The sequence below is a fragment of the Novosphingobium sp. TH158 genome, assembly GCF_002855555.1.
Lineage (GTDB): Bacteria > Pseudomonadota > Alphaproteobacteria > Sphingomonadales > Sphingomonadaceae > Novosphingobium.
Genome location: NZ_PKRT01000001.1, coordinates 924,664 through 940,439, shown reverse-complemented (window position 1 = coordinate 940,439; position 15,776 = coordinate 924,664). Strand labels below are relative to the sequence as shown.

General features: G+C 65.6%; 15 protein-coding genes. 6 read left to right on the top strand and 9 right to left on the bottom strand.

Annotated elements, in window-relative coordinates; genetic code table 11:
• The first annotated feature begins 49 nt into the window (after nt 1–49).
• Nucleotides 50–1,417, top strand: coding sequence for a deoxyribodipyrimidine photo-lyase (locus tag C0V78_RS04640; protein ID WP_101796651.1), 1,368 nt, complete (start codon nt 50–52; stop codon nt 1,415–1,417).
• On the opposite strand, the gene C0V78_RS04635 is transcribed toward C0V78_RS04640, so the two are convergent.
• From C0V78_RS04635 to purF, 3 genes are all read right to left on the bottom strand, one after another.
• Nucleotides 1,399–1,755: a PilZ domain-containing protein gene (locus tag C0V78_RS04635; protein WP_101796650.1), complete on the bottom strand. Its 357-nt coding sequence runs from the start codon at nt 1,753–1,755 to the stop codon at nt 1,399–1,401. The genes C0V78_RS04640 and C0V78_RS04635 overlap by 19 nt on opposite strands.
• Before the next feature lie 115 nt (nt 1,756–1,870).
• A complete protein-coding gene (locus tag C0V78_RS04630; protein ID WP_101796649.1) occupies nt 1,871–2,587 on the bottom strand; it encodes an SDR family NAD(P)-dependent oxidoreductase in 717 nt (238 codons plus the stop codon).
• Nucleotides 2,584–4,053 (bottom strand): amidophosphoribosyltransferase, encoded by a 1,470-nt coding sequence (gene purF, locus C0V78_RS04625; RefSeq protein WP_101796648.1) that lies wholly within the window; start codon nt 4,051–4,053, stop codon nt 2,584–2,586. Before purF ends, C0V78_RS04630 begins: the two co-directional genes overlap by 4 nt.
• 142 nt (nt 4,054–4,195) lie before the next feature.
• On the opposite strand from purF, the gene C0V78_RS04620 reads away from it, so the two are divergent.
• The 3 genes from C0V78_RS04620 to C0V78_RS04610 are packed head-to-tail and all read left to right on the top strand — an operon-like array spanning nt 4,196 to nt 6,580.
• The gene (locus C0V78_RS04620) at nt 4,196–5,437 is read left to right on the top strand and encodes a lipoprotein-releasing ABC transporter permease subunit (protein ID WP_101798198.1); all 1,242 of its coding nucleotides are present in this window, start codon (nt 4,196–4,198) and stop codon (nt 5,435–5,437) included.
• Nucleotides 5,430–6,104: an ABC transporter ATP-binding protein gene (locus C0V78_RS04615; protein WP_101796647.1), complete on the top strand. Its 675-nt coding sequence runs from the start codon at nt 5,430–5,432 to the stop codon at nt 6,102–6,104. Before C0V78_RS04620 ends, C0V78_RS04615 begins: the two co-directional genes overlap by 8 nt.
• Nucleotides 6,101–6,580: a glutathione peroxidase gene (locus C0V78_RS04610; RefSeq protein ID WP_101796646.1), complete on the top strand. Its 480-nt coding sequence runs from the start codon at nt 6,101–6,103 to the stop codon at nt 6,578–6,580. The genes C0V78_RS04615 and C0V78_RS04610 overlap by 4 nt, the downstream gene beginning before the upstream one ends.
• Nucleotides 6,581–6,584: 4 nt before the next feature.
• Here C0V78_RS04610 and C0V78_RS04605 read toward each other — a convergent pair whose 3' ends face one another.
• On the bottom strand, nt 6,585–7,208 hold the full coding sequence (locus tag C0V78_RS04605) for a Yip1 family protein (protein ID WP_158241463.1): 624 nt from the start codon (nt 7,206–7,208) through the stop codon (nt 6,585–6,587).
• Nucleotides 7,209–7,352: 144 nt separating this feature from the next.
• On the opposite strand from C0V78_RS04605, the gene dnaE reads away from it, so the two are divergent.
• Together dnaE and C0V78_RS04595 are read left to right on the top strand one after the other, a co-directional pair.
• Nucleotides 7,353–10,826 (top strand): DNA polymerase III subunit alpha, encoded by a 3,474-nt coding sequence (gene dnaE / locus C0V78_RS04600; RefSeq protein WP_101796644.1) that lies wholly within the window; start codon nt 7,353–7,355, stop codon nt 10,824–10,826.
• A 7-nt stretch (nt 10,827–10,833) separates the two neighbouring features.
• Nucleotides 10,834–11,247 (top strand): DUF1330 domain-containing protein, encoded by a 414-nt coding sequence (locus C0V78_RS04595; RefSeq protein WP_101796643.1) that lies wholly within the window; start codon nt 10,834–10,836, stop codon nt 11,245–11,247.
• A 3-nt stretch (nt 11,248–11,250) separates the two neighbouring features.
• On the opposite strand, the gene C0V78_RS04590 is transcribed toward C0V78_RS04595, so the two are convergent.
• The 5 genes from C0V78_RS04590 to C0V78_RS04570 form a co-directional block, all read right to left on the bottom strand.
• The gene (locus tag C0V78_RS04590; protein ID WP_101796642.1) at nt 11,251–11,511 is read right to left on the bottom strand and encodes a hypothetical protein; all 261 of its coding nucleotides are present in this window, start codon (nt 11,509–11,511) and stop codon (nt 11,251–11,253) included.
• Nucleotides 11,512–11,571: 60 nt separating this feature from the next.
• Nucleotides 11,572–12,651, bottom strand: coding sequence for a PA0069 family radical SAM protein (locus C0V78_RS04585; RefSeq protein WP_101796641.1), 1,080 nt, complete (start codon nt 12,649–12,651; stop codon nt 11,572–11,574).
• 55 nt (nt 12,652–12,706) lie between these two features.
• A complete protein-coding gene (moaB, locus tag C0V78_RS04580) occupies nt 12,707–13,246 on the bottom strand; it encodes a molybdenum cofactor biosynthesis protein B (protein WP_101796640.1) in 540 nt (179 codons plus the stop codon).
• Complete coding sequence (locus C0V78_RS04575; protein WP_254049927.1) at nt 13,236–14,954, bottom strand: lytic transglycosylase domain-containing protein; 1,719 nt, start codon at nt 14,952–14,954, stop codon at nt 13,236–13,238. Before C0V78_RS04575 ends, moaB begins: the two co-directional genes overlap by 11 nt.
• A gap of 68 nt (nt 14,955–15,022) precedes the next feature.
• A complete protein-coding gene (locus C0V78_RS04570; RefSeq protein WP_101796638.1) occupies nt 15,023–15,760 on the bottom strand; it encodes a hypothetical protein in 738 nt (245 codons plus the stop codon).
• Nucleotides 15,761–15,776 lie beyond the last annotated feature (16 nt).

Genomic DNA, 15,776 nt, shown 5'->3' with positions numbered 1-15,776 from the left:
CAAAGGACAGATTGTTGCGGCAGCACCGCAGTGCGATGCGGGCGGGGTCATGATTGCCCCGATCCTCGTGTGGCTGCGCCGCGACTTGCGCCTTGCCGACCAGCCCGCCTTCCATGCCGCCGCTGCCAGCGGCGCGCCGGTCATTCCGGTCTATGTGCTCGACGACGAGACCCCCAGGCACAGGGCCATGGGCGGGGCCTCGCGCTGGTGGCTCCATCACTCGCTCGCCAGACTCGATGCAGACTTGCAAGCCATGGGCTCGCGACTGGTCCTGCGGCGGGGGCGGTGCGAGGACATACTGGGCGCGCTTGCCGCAGAAACCGGCGCGCGCAAGGTTCATGCGCTTCATCATCACGAACCCTGGTGGCGCAATGCCGAACGGGCCGTGGCCAAGATCCTGGACCTGCGCCTGCATCACGGCAATTACCTCGCACCGCCCGGCTCGGTGCTGACCGGCAGCGGCACTCCGTTCAAGATTTACACGCCGTTCTGGCGGGCGCTCAGCGAGCGGATGCCGCCGCCCGCGCCCCTGCCTGCGCCTGCGCGCCTCGCTGCGCCGCAGGACTGGCCCGCTTCGGACGACCTGGCCGAATGGCGGTTGCTGCCGACAAGGCCCGACTGGGCCGCCGGCTTTCGCGAGGAATGGACACCGGGCGAATCTGGAGCCCGCGCCCGGCTCGATCGCTTCGCCCGCTTCTCCGCCCGTTATGCCGAGCGGCGCAACCTGCCGTCGATGGAAGGCACTTCGCGCCTTTCAGCGCATCTCCATTTCGGGGAAATCTCGCCCGCAACCGTATGGCACGGCGTCGCCGATGCCGGCGGCAGTACGCAGACCTTCCTCGGCGAACTGGGCTGGCGCGACTATGCCATCAACATCGTCCAGCAATTCCCTGACTATGGCGCGCGGTCCTACAAGAGCGAATTCGACGGCTTCGCCTGGCGCACCGGACCGGAGGCGGAGGCCGAGCTGAAAGCCTGGCAGCAGGGGCGCACCGGCTATCCCATCGTCGATGCCGGCATGCGGCAGCTGTGGGCAACGGGCTGGATGCATAACCGCGTGCGGATGATCGCCGCATCCTTCCTGATCAAGCACCTGCTGATCGACTGGCGGCGCGGCGAGGAGTGGTTCTGGGATACGCTGGTCGATGCCGATTACGCGCAGAACGCGGTCAACTGGCAATGGTCGGCCGGCAGCGGGGTGGATGCGAACATGTTCGTGCGGATCATGGCGCCGCTGACGCAAAGCCCCAAGTTCGACGCCGCAGGCTATATCCGGCAATGGGTGCCGGAGCTGGCGCGGCTGTCGGATGGCGAAATCCACGATCCCGTGGTGCGACCTTCGGGCTATCCTTACAGGATCGTGGATCACGCCTTCGCCCGGAACCGGGCGCTGGAAGCTTACAGGATGGGCCGATAGACCGAATCCCCCCGCCACCGGGCGAGGATGTTGTCGTGGACGATCGGGCTCAGCAGGTTTTCGAAAGCGCAGCCGGCAAGGCTGTTGTCCCACCACACGACCTGCGCGGGCAGGGCCTCGAGCCCGGGAAGGGTGAGCCAGCACAGCGATCCGGCATGCAGGCGGTTGATGGCCGAGCAGCAGAAGCCGCCGAGCGAAAGGTCATGCACCACCGTGCTGAAGCTGCGCATGCCCGATGCCCGGAACGACCCCGGAATCTGGATGCGCGTGCGCGGGGCGCAGCGATCTTCCTGCGATGCGATATGATAGCGGTCTGGCGCGAGATAGTCCGTGGTCATTTGCTTGCTCCGGCTCGTTAAGCGCCGGATTCCCATGCGGAAAACCCGGCCACAAGCGTACGCGACCCCCCAGCGAACGCTTTAGGGATTATCCCTGAGTGCGGTTGCCGGGAGATTATTGAGCAGCGTTAACGGATTCGCGGGCGCAGGTGGGAAACTGTTTACCAAGCAGGTCAACCAGGTGTGCGGCGACCACTTCGGGCAGCTTGACCGTGTTGGGGTCCTCACCCGGATAGGCCTTGGCGCGCATGGCCGTGCGGGTGGCGCCCGGGTTGACAATGGCAACGCGGATGTTGCTGATATTCTTCACTTCCTGCCCGTAGCAATCGAGCAGAACCTCAAACGCGGCCTTGCTGGCGGCATAGGCGCCCCAATAGGCGCGGGGGGCCGTGGCGACGGTGGAGGTGATGCCGATCACCCGCGCGTCCTTGCTCTTCTTCAGCATCGGATCGAAGCCGGCGATCAGCGCCTGCTGGGCCAGGACATTGGTGGTCAGCGCCTTGTTGAAACCGCTCGCCTCGATCTGCGAAACCGCCATCAGCTGCGGCAGCATGGCGGCGTTGAGCACCAGGATATCCAGCGTATCCCAGCGCCCGCGAATGGCGGTGGCCAGCCGGGCGATGCCGTCAGGCTCGGTCAGGTCGACCGGGGCGATGGTGGCATTGCCGCCCGCTGCGAAGATGCGTTCCTCGACCGCTTCCAGCGCCTTCACGTCGCGCCCGGTCAGGATTACGTGGGCGCCTTCTGCCGCCAGCGCCTCTGCCGTGGCTGCGCCGATGCCCCGGCTGGAACCCGTGACGAGCGCGAGCTGCCCCTCGAACCGCTTGCTCATGCGACCTTGTCTACCGGCAGCGAGAGCTGGTCGGGCCCGTCCTTCTCGGCCATGTCGGTCAGGCGGGTGGGATATTCGCCGGTGAAGCAGGCATCGCAATACTTCGGGCAGGCGGCATCGCGGCCGGCTTCGCCCACGGCGCGGTAAAGCCCGTCGATGGAAACGAAGCCAAGGCTGTCGGCATGGATGAATTCGGCCATGCCCTGGACGTCCATCCGCGCGGCGAGCAGCTTGTGCCGTTCCGGCGTATCGACGCCGTAGAAGCACGAGTTGTTCGTCGGCGGGCTGGCGACGCGCATGTGCACTTCGGCCGCACCGGCATCGCGCATCATCTGCACGATCTTCATCGAGGTAGTGCCGCGCACGATCGAATCGTCGATCAGCACGATGCGCTTGCCCTGGATGATCGCCCGGTTGGCGTTGTGCTTGCGCTTCACATCGGCGTGGCGCGCGCCGTCTTCCGGCTGGATGAAGGTGCGGCCGACATAGTGCGAGCGGATGATGCCGAGCTCGAAGGGAATGCCCGATTGCTGGGCATAGCCGATGGCAGCCGGCACGCCGCTGTCAGGCACGGGAATGACCAGGTCCGCCTCGGCCGGGGATTCCTTGGCCAGCTCCATGCCGATGGCCTTGCGCACTTCGTAGACCGAGCGGCCAGCACTGATCGAATCGGGGCGGCTGAAATAGACGTGCTCGAAAATGCAGGGGCGGGCATTGTGATCGCCAAAGGGGCGATGGCTGGTGACGCGGCCATCGGTGCGGACTTCGACGATTTCGCCCGGTTCGACCTCGCGCACGAATTCCGCGCCGACCACGTCGAGCGCCACCGTTTCGCTGGCGAAGATCGTGGCATCACCCATCTTGCCCATCACCAGCGGGCGGATGCCCAGCGGGTCACGGCAGGCGACCATGCGCTTGGGCGTGGTGCAGATCAGCGAATAGGCGCCTTCGACCATGCGCAGGGCATCGACGAAACGATCGAGCAGGGTGGGGTAACGGCTGGTGGCGATCAGGTGGATGATCACCTCGGTATCGCTGGTCGACTGGAAGATCGAACCCTTGTTCACCAGTTCGCGCTTCAGCGCCATGGCATTGGAAATGTTGCCGTTGTGCGCGATGGAGAAAGAGCCTCGCGCCAGGTCGGCGTGCAGCGGCTGCACGTTGCGCAGGCCCTGTCCGCCCGTTGTGGAATAGCGCACGTGGCCCGATGCCATGGTGCCGGGCAGCTCTGCAAAGATCTGCGGGCTGGAGAATACCTGTGCCACGTGGCCAAGGCCGCGCCGGGCATAGAAGTCAGGACCATCGACACTGACGATGCCGCAGGCCTCCTGTCCGCGATGCTGCAGGGCGTGAAGCCCCAGCGCCACGATCGAAGCGGCATCCTTCGAGCCGATTACGCCGAAGATGCCGCACTCTTCGCGCAGCTTGTCGCCGTCTGCGTCGAGAAACGGGTGAGTAATGTTCATGAGGATTCTTGCCAGCCGTTGCTTGGGGGCCGCTTTGACGCGCTTGCAGGGGAAAGGCAAGCATGGTTTGCCCTTCGCCATTGCCCTTGCCGGACGAGCGCCGTAAACGCCGCACACCCCGCCGTTGAAGAAGAGTGCCAGCTTGATCCTCTCCCCCTTCGAATGGATGATCGCCAAGCGCTATATGCTGCCCGGCAAGGGAGAGCGGATGATCGCGCTGGTCGCCTCGATCGGCGTCATCGTCGTCATGCTCTCGGTCGCGCTGCTGATCGTGGTGATGAGCGTGATGAACGGCTTTCGCGCCGAACTGGTGGACAAGATCGTCGGGCTTAATGGCCACGCCATCGTCCAGGCCTATGGCGGGCGGCTGGAAAACTGGCAGGACGTGCTCAAGCAGGTGAAGGCCACCCCCGGCGTGACCGAGGCTTCGCCGCTGATCGAGCAGCCGCTGCTCACCACCTTCAACGGACGGGTCGAGGCAATCCTGCTGCGCGGCAACACGCAGGAAGACATCGCCAAGATCAAGCCCAAGGTCGTCGATGGCGACCTGGCCGGGCTGGTGCCGGATGCAGGTGCCGTCGCCATCGGTGCCCGTCTGGCCGAAAACCTCGGCGCTCGGGTGGGCGATACGATCACCATCATCAACCCGCAGGGCCGCTCCACGCCCTTCGGCACCGTCCCGCGCGAGATTGCCTACCGGGTCGACGCAATCTTCGAAATCGGCATCTACGATTATGACGAGCGCTTTGTCGTCATGCCGATGCAGGATGCGCAGACCCTGCTGCTTACCGGCGATTCCATCGGCATGATCGAGGTGAAGACCGAGGATGCCGACAAGGCCGCCGAAACGCTGGAACCCGTCGCCATCCGGCTGGAAGGGCAGGCGGTCGTCTCGGACTGGAAGACGATCAATTCCGGCCTGTTCGAGGCGATCCAGGTTGAGCGTGTCGCCATGTTCTTCGCGCTTTCGCTGATCGTCCTCGTCGCCGCGTTCAACATCCTCTCCTCGCTTGCCATGATGGTCCACACCAAGTCGCGCGATATCGCGATCATGCGCACCATGGGGGCAACGCGCAAATCCATGCTGCGTACCTTCGTGACGGCGGGAACCGTGGTCGGCACGGTGGGCGCGCTTTCGGGCCTCGTGCTGGGCTTCCTGATCCTGATCTTCCGCCAGCCCATCGTGAAGGGGCTGGAACTGGTGACCGGGCAATCGCTGTGGGACCCCAAGATCCGCTTCCTGACCGAGCTTCCCGCCCGGACCGATCCGATGGAAGTCATCGCCATTGCCGCGCTGGCCATCGGGCTCAGCTTCCTTGCCACGCTCTACCCCGCATATCGCGCGGCGAGCACCGATCCCGTGCAGGTGCTGCGCTATGAATGAACCGGTTGTCCGCCTTGAGAAACTGACCCGCAGCTTCGAGCAGGGCGGGGTGCGGATCGACGTGCTGAAGGGCGTGGACCTTGAAGTGCGGCAGGGCGAAATCGTTGCCCTGCTGGGCCCGTCGGGCTCGGGCAAGTCCACCATGCTGCAGGCAATCGGGCTGCTGGAAGGCGGCTTCGGCGGCCGGATTTCCATCGCCGGCAACGACGCTTCCACCCTTGATGGTGATGCCCGCACGGCGCTGCGCCGCGATCACCTTGGCTTCGTCTACCAGTTCCACCACCTGCTGCCCGATTTCTCGGCGCTGGAGAACGTTGTGATTCCGCAGATGATCGCCGGCAAGTCGCGCGCCGAGTGCGAGGAGCGGGCGAAGGAACTGCTTGGCGTGCTGGGACTGGCCGAGCGGCTCGATCACCGCCCAAGCAAGCTTTCGGGGGGCGAGCAGCAGCGCGTTGCCGTGGCCCGTGCGCTGGCCAATCGCCCGGCGCTGGTGCTGGCTGACGAACCCACCGGCAACCTCGATGAAAGCACGGCGGACAAGGTGCTGGCCGAATTCGTCCGGCTGGTGCGCGAACATGGCAGCGCCGCGGTTGTTGCCACACATAACGAGCGGCTGGCCTATGCCATGGACCGCGTTGTCCGCCTGCATGACGGAGTGCTCGAATGACGACGATTGCCGATTTCTCCGCCCGCCTGCCCAACGGCACCGAGGTGAACCTGGCCGACAAGCTGGGCAAGGTGCTGCTGGTGGTCAACACCGCCAGTAAGTGCGGCTTCACCCCGCAGTATGACGGGCTTGAGGCGCTGTGGCGCAAATATGGCGAGCGCGGGTTCGAGGTGATCGCCTTTCCCTGCAACCAGTTCGGCGCGCAGGAGCCGGGATCGGCCGACGAGATCGACCAGTTCTGCAAGGTCAACTTCGGCCTCAGCTTTCCGCTGATGGCCAAGGTGGAGGTGAACGGGCCGGGGGAAATCCCGCTCTACACCTGGCTGAAGGACGAGGCTCCGGGCCTGTTTGGCACCAGGAAGATCAAGTGGAACTTCACCAAGTTCCTCATCGGCCGCGATGGCAAGGTCGTGCGCCGCTATGCGCCCACGGCCAAGCCTGCGGCGATTGCCGCCGATATCGAGGCGCTGCTCTGACCTCCTAGAGGTAAGGCGTGGGCGTTGGCGGGCGCAGCAGGGCGCCGGTCAGCGAATTGATCACGATGTTGATCACGATGGCGCAGACCACGGCAACGACGGTGAAGATCACCGCCTTGTCCTTCGGCACCTTCAGCATGGGCGTTGCCCCGGCATAGAACAGGTAGAACCCGTAAAGCCCCAGAAGGCCGCCGATACCGGCAAGTGCGGGGATGATGGAGAGCGCGCTTGCCACCCAACCGGCGGTCATCGAATAGGCAACCAGCTTGAAAGCCGCCGTCCGGTCGGCCACGCCATCGAACCGGGGCGCAAGCAGCTCGGCAACCAGCGTCAGCACGCCAACCGCGATCACCGCGCCGACCAGGCTGGTCATGGCGATGGTCAGTCCCGCGCCGAGGCTGGGGCGGTAGGTGGTGAACACCAGGTTCAGCCCGAAAACCTGCAAGCCGATGAAGCTGGCGATCGGGCCGATAAGGATGAGCGGCAAGGCATAGCCCCGGGCAACCTCGGCAATGCTCGTGCTTTCGGCCGCGATCCTGGGCCATTCCTCGTTGGGCCGGGTCAGGATCGCCTTGGCCCGGGCAACCAGTGAACTGCCGCTGCTGGGGGTTCCGGACAGGTCGTTCATCGTCGTCTCCTCGCTGAAGGGGAGCAGGCCCGCGGGCCTTGCCGATGGCGCATCACAACACATCGCGCCGCGAATGCAAGTTTTTCCCCAAGGCTTTGGTTCCCTGCGCCTTGAACCGGGAGCGTGCAGGCCCATAGTGAAACCATGGCGTCCTTTGCTCCCTTCGTTCCGCTGCGGGTCTTTTCCAGCTACACGATGCTCGATGGCGCCATCGATCCCAAGGCCATCGCCAAGCTGGCGAAAGAGCGCGGCTTCCCCGCCATCGCCATGTGCGATCGCAACGGGCTTTATGGCGCGATGTCCTTCGCATCGGCCTGCAAGGAACAGGGCGTCCAGCCGATCATCGGCACGTTCCTGGGAGTCTGCCGGGGCGATGGCAAGACGATCGACTGGCTGGCGCTGTTCGCCCAGAACGAAACCGGCTGGAACAACCTGTGCCACCTCGTCAGCCGCGCCCATCTCGACCGGCCGCTGGAACGCGATCCGCATGTCACCATGGCGGACCTTGAAGGGCATGGCGAAGGCCTGATCGCCCTGACCGGCGGCGGGGAAGGGGCGCTGGCCCGCCTGCTGGCAGACGGGCGCAAGGACGATGCCGAGGCCCTGTGCGAGCGGCTGGAGCGCCTGTTCCCCGGGCGTCTCTACATCGAGATTTCGCGCCGCAACGACCAGGTGGAGGAAGGGGCCGAGGATGCGCTGATCGACCTTGCCTATGCCCGCGCCCTGCCGCTCGTCGCGACCAATCCGGCAAATTATGCCGAGCCGCATTTCTACGCCGCGCACGATGCCATGCTGTGCATCGCCAATTCGACCCACATCGACGCTGCCGACCGCCCGCGATCCAGCCGCGAAGCCTGGGTGAAGAGCGAGCCGATGATGCGCGAACTGTTCGCCGACCTGCCCGAGGGGCTTGCCAACACGCTGGTCATTGCCCAGCGCTGCGCCTTCATGCCGCCCAAGCGCAAGGCGCTGCTGCCCAGCCTTGCCGGCGACAAGGAAGGCGAGGCGGCCATGCTGGTGGAGGACGCGCGGCGCGGACTGGAAAAGCGGCTGGAACCCTATGGCGAAATGGACCCGGCCGAACGGCAGGCCTATTTCGACCGGCTCGATTTCGAAACCAATGTCATCAACGGCATGGGCTTTGCCGGCTACTTCCTGATCGTTGCCGACTTCATCAAGTGGGCCAAGGAAAACGACATTCCAGTGGGGCCGGGGCGCGGATCGGGCGCAGGCTCGCTGGTCGCCTGGTCGCTGACCATCACCGATCTCGATCCGCTCAAGCTTGGCCTGCTGTTCGAACGCTTCCTCAACCCGGAACGCGTTTCCATGCCGGACTTCGACATCGACTTCTGCGAAACCCGGCGCGGCGAGGTGATCCGCTATGTGCAGCAGAAATACGGCCACGATCACGTGGCGCAGATCATCACCTTCGGCAAGATGAAGGCGCGCGCCGTGCTGCGCGATACCGGCCGCATCCTGCAGATGAGCTATGGCCAGGTGGACCGGCTGTGCAAGATGGTGCCCAACCACCCGACCGACCCCTGGCCCCTGCCGCGGGCCCTGAACGGCGCGGCGGAGTTCCGGCGCGAATATGATAACGACAACGAGGTGAAGCGCCTTGTTGACCTGGCGATGCAGCTGGAAGGCCTGCCGCGCAACAGCTCCACCCACGCAGCCGGCGTGGTGATCGGGGATCGCCCGCTGGCGCAGCTGATCCCGCTCTATCGCGATCCGCGCTCGGACATGCCGGTTACCCAGTTCGACATGAAATATGTCGAGGATACCGGCCTCATCAAGTTCGACTTCCTCGGCCTCAAGACGCTTTCGGTCCTGCGCAAGGCGGTGGATCTCCTGGCCCGGCGCGGCATCACCATCGATCTGGGCGCGCTCAGCTGGGAAGATGCGGAAGTCTACCAGCTGCTGCAGCGCGGCGATACGGTGGGCGTGTTCCAGCTGGAATCGGAAGGCATGCGACGCACGCTTGCCGCGGTGAAGCCGACCAATTTCGGTGACATCATCGCGCTCGTCTCGCTCTATCGCCCGGGCCCGATGGACAACATCCCGCTGTTCGGCCGCCGCAAGAACGGGCTGGAGCAGATCGAATACCCGCACGAGAAGCTGGCCGGCATCCTTTCCGAAACCTACGGCATCTTCGTCTACCAGGAACAGGTGATGCAGGCGGCGCAGATCCTTGCCGGCTACTCGCTTGGCGATGCCGACCTGCTGCGCCGCGCCATGGGCAAGAAGGTGCAGGCGGAAATGGATGCCCAGCGCCAGCGCTTCGTCGATGGCTGCAAGGAAGTGTCGGGGATCGACAAGGCCAAGGCCAACGAACTGTTCGACCTGATCGACAAGTTCGCCGGCTATGGCTTCAACAAGTCGCACGCCGCCGCCTATGCGCTTCTCGCCTACCAGACGGCGTGGATGAAGACGCATTACCCGCACGAGTTCTATGCCGCTTCGATGTGCTTCGACATGCACCAGTCGGAAAAGCTGGCCGTGTTCGTCGACGATATGCGCCGCAACGGGCTGGAACTGGCCGGGCCGGACATCAACCGGTCCGAGGCCGAATTTTCGGTCGATGAAACCGATGAAGGCCTGGCCGTGCGCTATGGCATGGCCGGAATCCGCAATGTCGGCGAAAAGGCCATGGACGCCATCGTTGCCGAGCGCGAGGCGAATGGCCGCTTCACCAGCCTGGAGGACCTGTTCCGCCGCGCGCCCTATGGCTCGATGAACCGTCGCCAGCTGGAAGGGCTCGCCGCCGCCGGGGCCTTTGACGAGCTTGAGCCCAACCGGGCCAAGGTGCTGGCCAATGCCGATATGCTGCTGGCGATTGCCGACGAGGCGGAACGCAGCCGCAATTCGGGGCAGGCGGCGCTGTTCGGCGGCGATGACCATGCCGATCAGGCGGTTCGCCTTGCCGAGGTCGAGCCGTGGACGCGCGCCGAGCAGATGGCCAAGGAGCGCGAGAACTTCGGCTTCTATTTCGCCGCCCATCCGGTCGAGCAATGGCGCACCATCGCAAGCGCCAATGGCGCGCGGACCTATGCCAGCCTGATGCAGAGCGGGGTGCCCGGTGGCGGGCGGCTGGCGGCAACCATGGCAGCGATGGTGGAAGGGGTGCAGCGGCGCAAGACCAAGCGCGGCAAGGACTTCGTCATGGCCGATTTCTCCGATTCGTCGGGCCAGTTCTCTGCCTCGTGCTTCGAGGAATCGCTTGTGCAGAGCTTCGTGGACTGGTCGCGCGAGGGCACCTGCATCCTGCTGCAGGTGGAACTTGACGCGCCAAGCCCTGACGAGCCCCCGCGCGTCACCGTGCGCAGCGCCCAGCCGCTCTCGGAAGTGCGCCAGGCGGCGCGCATGGAACTGCGGCTCGAGGTGGACCGGGTGGAGGCGATCTCCGACCTGGCCCTGCTGCTGCCGCGCCATGCCGAGGCAACGGGCGAGGTCCTGGCCGTGCTGCGTACCGGTGGCAGCAAGGAGCCAATCCTTCGGCTGGGCCGCGATTTCCAGCTCGATTCCGAACTGGTCGATCGCCTGTCCTCGATCGACGGGGTGAGCAATATCTCGCTCAGCGCGCGGCGCGGATCCGCCCACCTGCGGCTGGTCGCGTGATCACCGCATGACCTGCTACGTCAACCCGGACCGCGAGAACTTCGCCGCTTTCAAGGCCCTGCCGCGCGACAGGCCGATCCAGTTGCTCAACCTGATCCGCTATCGCGAATCTGCCGCCTATCCCGAAGGTCACGCCTGCGCCGCACTGGGCTGGAGTGGGGAGCGCGCCTTTGCCGAATACTTCACCCGGCTGGTGCCGGTGATCCATGCGTTGGGCGGCGGCATGATCTGGGAAGGGCGGTTCGAAGGGGTCATCACCGGCCCCGCGCAGTTCGAATGGGACCGCGTTTTCGTCATGGGTTTCCCCAGCGCCAACGCCTTCCTGGCGATGGTCACCGATCCCCATTACAAGGAAGAGGTCGTGCCGCACCGCACCGCCGCCGTGCTGGATAGCCGGCTGGTGCGATACGGCGAGGGCTGAGCGTTACTGCTTCTTGAGTTCGTCCGCCGCGTCCTTGGCGGCATCACCCACGTTGCGCGCGGCATCGCCGACATCCTTCGCCGCCTCGCTTACGGCGCGATTGCGATCTGCCGTGCTGTCGGACTGAATGGCGAAGAAATAGATCGCCACCCCCAGGAGCAGGATCGCAATAAGGCCGATCATCCAGCCGCCCCCCGAACTGCGCGTCACGGTCGTATGGGTCGAGCCATCGTCGGAAACCGAGGTAATGCGTTCATCGTCCATCTGCTTGCTCCGCTGGAGAATCCGGAAGCTTCAACGCCTCGGCCGATGCGAAGTTCCTCTCTAGATCAGGCGCAGCTGCCCGCCGGTTTCGGGCGGCACGAATTGCGCGCAGTCCAGTTTCAGCTCCACCGCGTTCATTTCTAGCCGCTTGCAGGCGAGGCGAAAGCGGGTGCGGAACAGGTCGGCCCAGGGGCCATTGGGCTTCATCCGGCTGAAGAACGAGGGATCGTTGTCGCGCCCGTTGCGCACCGACTGGACGATGGACATGACCTTGCCGGCGCGCTCCGGGTAGTGAATGTCCAGCCATTCGCGGAACAGCGGCGCCACTTCGTGCGGCAGGCGCAGCATGATCCAGCTTGCCGAGCGCACGCCCCGGCTCGCGGCACCTTCAAGGATGCCCTCGATGAAGGCATCGGTGATCGAGGGGATGACAGGTGCGATCGAAACGTGGGCGGGGATGCCGGCATCGACCAGCCGGCCCAGCGCCTCCAGCCGTTTCGCCGGGGCAGCGGCGCGCGGTTCCAGCAGGCGGGACAGGCGGGGATCGAGGCTCGTCACCGAAACGCCGACGGCAACCAGGTTCCGCGCCGCCAGTTGGGAGAGTAGATCCAGATCGCGCAGCACCCGGTCGCTCTTGGTGGTGATCGTCACCGGATGGTGCGCTTCGAGGCAGACTTCGAGGATCGCGCGCGTGATGCGAAAGCGCGCTTCGATCGGCTGGTAGGGATCGGTATTGGTCCCCATGGCAATCGGCGCGGGGCGATACCCCTTGCGCCCCAGTTCCGCGCGCAGCAGCCGGGCTGCATCGGGCTTGGCAAACAGCTTCGTCTCGAAATCCAACCCCGGCGAGAGATCGTGATAGGCGTGGCTGGGGCGGGCGAAGCAATAGATGCAGCCATGCTCGCAGCCGCGATAGGCATTGATCGAGCGGTCGAAGGGAATGTCGGGCGAGGTGTTGCGGGTGATGATCGAGCGGGCCCGTTCCTCCGTCACCCGGGTGCGCAGGCGCTGCGGCTCTCCGTCAATGGCCTGGCGCTCGTCCAGCCAGTCGCCATCCGCCTCGCGCGCGGCAAGGCCGAAACGCTGCGGAACCGCGGCAAATTGCGCGCCGCGACCGCGAATCGGAGCGGTTGAGGACATTGCATAATGAGAACAGAAGCGGAACGATACCGCAACCGCCTTGCGGCCGGTCGTGTCAAACTTCCTTCAGCCGGGGCATCAGTTCGACGAAGTTGCAGGGCCGGTTGCGGCTGTCGAGCTGTTCGGCAAGGATGCCGTCCCAGCCATCCTTCACCGCGCCGTTCGATCCGGGCAGGGCGAAGATGTACTTGCCCCGCGCGACAATCGCCATGGCGCGGCTCTGCACGGTGGACGTGCCGATGGTGCCATAGGAAATCCAGCGGAACAGCTCGCCGAAACCGGGAATGTCCTTGCCCTCGTTCGAGGTGCGGATGCGCTCGAGCGCCTCGGGCGTCACGTCGCGGCCGGTCAGGCCGGTGCCGCCGGTGGTGATGATGACATCGACCGAACGGTCATCCAGCCAGTTGCTGATCCGCGCGACAAGGCGCTGGGCATCGTCCACCTCGATCGCGCGGAAGACGAGGGCGTGGCCCGCCGCCTTGATCCGTTCCGCCAAGAGGTCGCCCGATGTATCGTCCGCCGCGGTGCGCGTGTCGGAAACGGTCAGCAGCGCGATGTTGACCGGCTTGAAGGTCCGGCTCGGGTCAACGGCCACGGATCAGCGCCCCGTTCGAAGCCATGCGCAGCCCTTCGCTGCCGGTGAGGCCGGGGAAGGTGGGCCAGAGGCCCTGGGTCAGCGCAATGCGGCTTTCCGAAGGGCCGCCGGCCTGCCGCTCGTACATCCAGTAATTGCGCATGACGATGTTCACATAGCCCCGTGTTTCCCAATAGGGGATGGATTCGATCCACAGCAGCGGATCGCCCTTGTCGCGGATCTCGGAGTTCCACCGCGAGATCGGCAGGATGCCCGCGTTATAGGCCGCCATCACCTTGGGCAGCAGGCCCTGCGTGCCGGGCTGGTTCTTCAGCATCTGCAAGTGCGCCTGCCCGAAGGCGAGGTTGACCTGCGGCTTTTCCAAGTCGGCGGAGCTTCCGGGGATGCCCAGTTCGGCCGAGCGGTCCCTCGCGGCGGCGGGCATGATCTGCATCAGCCCCTTGGCTCCCGCCGGGCTGACCACGCGGGCGCGGAATACCGATTCCTGCAAGGTATGGGCATAGACCAGCGCCGGATCGATGCGCCAGCCAGTCGCCGGGGTCCACTTGGGCGTGGGATATCGGATCGCGCGCTCGGGCTGGCCGCCGCGCGGCGCGTTGTAGGCCATCCACAATTGGGTCGAAGGCAGGCCAAGGTCGCGCGCAAGGCGGGTCAGCGGCTGGTAAAGCGAAGGATCGCCGATCCGCGCCTGGTGGCGCAGCACTTCGTCGGCCAGTCCGTCGCGGCCGATTTCGGCAAGCGCCACGGCCGTGCGGACGTTGGGAACATCGCGCAGCTTCTGCCAGTCGGCCTGGCTGAAATCGGCCCCGGCGTGGGTTTCGGGGATCTTCAGCCCCAGCTGCTCGGCCGCGAGCATGCCGTAGAGCGTCTCGTCGCGCGTGGCGGCAAGGCGCAGCGGGGCAGAGGCCTGTTCCGGCTGGCGGCAGCGAACATGGGCGCGGCTCTGCCAGTAATAGGCGGCGCTCTTCAGTTCGGAGTTCTCCGCCAGTGCCGCAGCCTTGCTGAAGGCATCGGCGGCACCCTGGCAATCGTTCATCCGCCAGGCGGCAAGGCCGGCCGTCCACTGGCCTTCCGCAACCCACGGCCCCGCGCCATCGGCAGCGGTCTGGGCAAGGGCATAGGCGGTGGCATCGTCATTCTCGATGTAGAACGACCAGGCGATGCGGGTGCGCCATTCGGCCCGCGCGTTGGGGCTTAGCGTGGCGTCGATCCCGTCGAGCAGCACGCGCGCGCCAGCCGGATCATCGGCCTTGATCTTGGCTTCGATCCCCGCGGCGATCGAGGCCGGCATGGTGCCGTCATTGGTCGGCCGCGGGCGCAGGCGCTTGGGGCTTGAAGGCAGGCTGACGAAGGGCTGTGCGCCGGGCAGCTGGGGCACGGCAACCGATCCGCGCCGCGCCGCCAGCGAGGCGATCTGTTCGGCCGAGGGCAGGGTGGTGCCCTGCGCCAGCCAGGCATCGAGCGTGGCAAGGTCGATCTTCGGGCTCTTCGCGTCGAGGTAATATTCGGCCTTGGCGACGAGGTGCAGCGGGCCATCCGGCTTTTGCGCCAGCATCGCCTGCACCTTCGCCCAGTCCGCCTTGTCGATCGCGGCGAACAGGTCGGTGTAATAGCTGCGCTCGTCCGCGCTCAGCAGGCTGGGAACCGCAGTGCGGTCTGCGCGGTTACGGAAGTATTCGATCGCGGCGCTGTTTGCCTGCGCGGGCATGGCGGTGCCCAGAACGCCAAGGCACGTCGCGCCGGCCAGCAATATCGTCCTGAAATTCGTCACTCGGGTCAGTCCCCAGTCCATTCCAGCCAGCGCCGCCAGAACGCGGCCTTGGCGTTCGGGCGGACAAGCGCATCGAGGCCATGGGCCGCGAGCAGCGGGATTGTCCGGCCCTCATGGTTAAAAGCGTGTAAACTTTGAGCGCTTTGCGCCGGGTCGTGGCCAAGCAGCGGCAGGATGTTGCCCCCGAACACGATCAGCCGTTCGGGCGCGGCGAGGTGTACGTGGTGGCGGGTAAGCTCGCCTAGGCCCGCCTTTTCGAGCGTGGCCCAATCGGGCACCGGCGTGGGACGCACGAAAACGGCGCTCAGGTAAACCTCGTCAGCACTCTTGCCCATGGCCGCGAGCATCGAGGCAAGCAGCCGTGCCTGCGGTCCCTGTGTCAGGGCATCCGGCTGTTCGACCAGGATCATCAGGCTGGCCCCTGCCGCTCCGCGCGGGACGATGCGATCGGCCGCCTCTGCGCTGTCAAGCGAGGGTTCTTCCAGCCACCATTGCCGGAAGGCCTTAAGCTCCTGCGGCCAGCCGGCGCTATCGCCGCCGATCCGGGGCAGGGGGGGCGGTGGCGGAGGTGCGTATGCCGCTGGTCTCGCCGGATTATCAGCCGGCGTATCGACCACCGGTTCGGGCGGTGCGATCCAGGCATTGGGCTCGTCGGTGAAGGCGCAATCCACCCCGGCGTCGCGCCACCAGGCTATTGCTGACGCGATATCGCCTGCCAGAGTCTGTTGAGAGCCGCCTTGCATTGCCTTGACCCTTGAC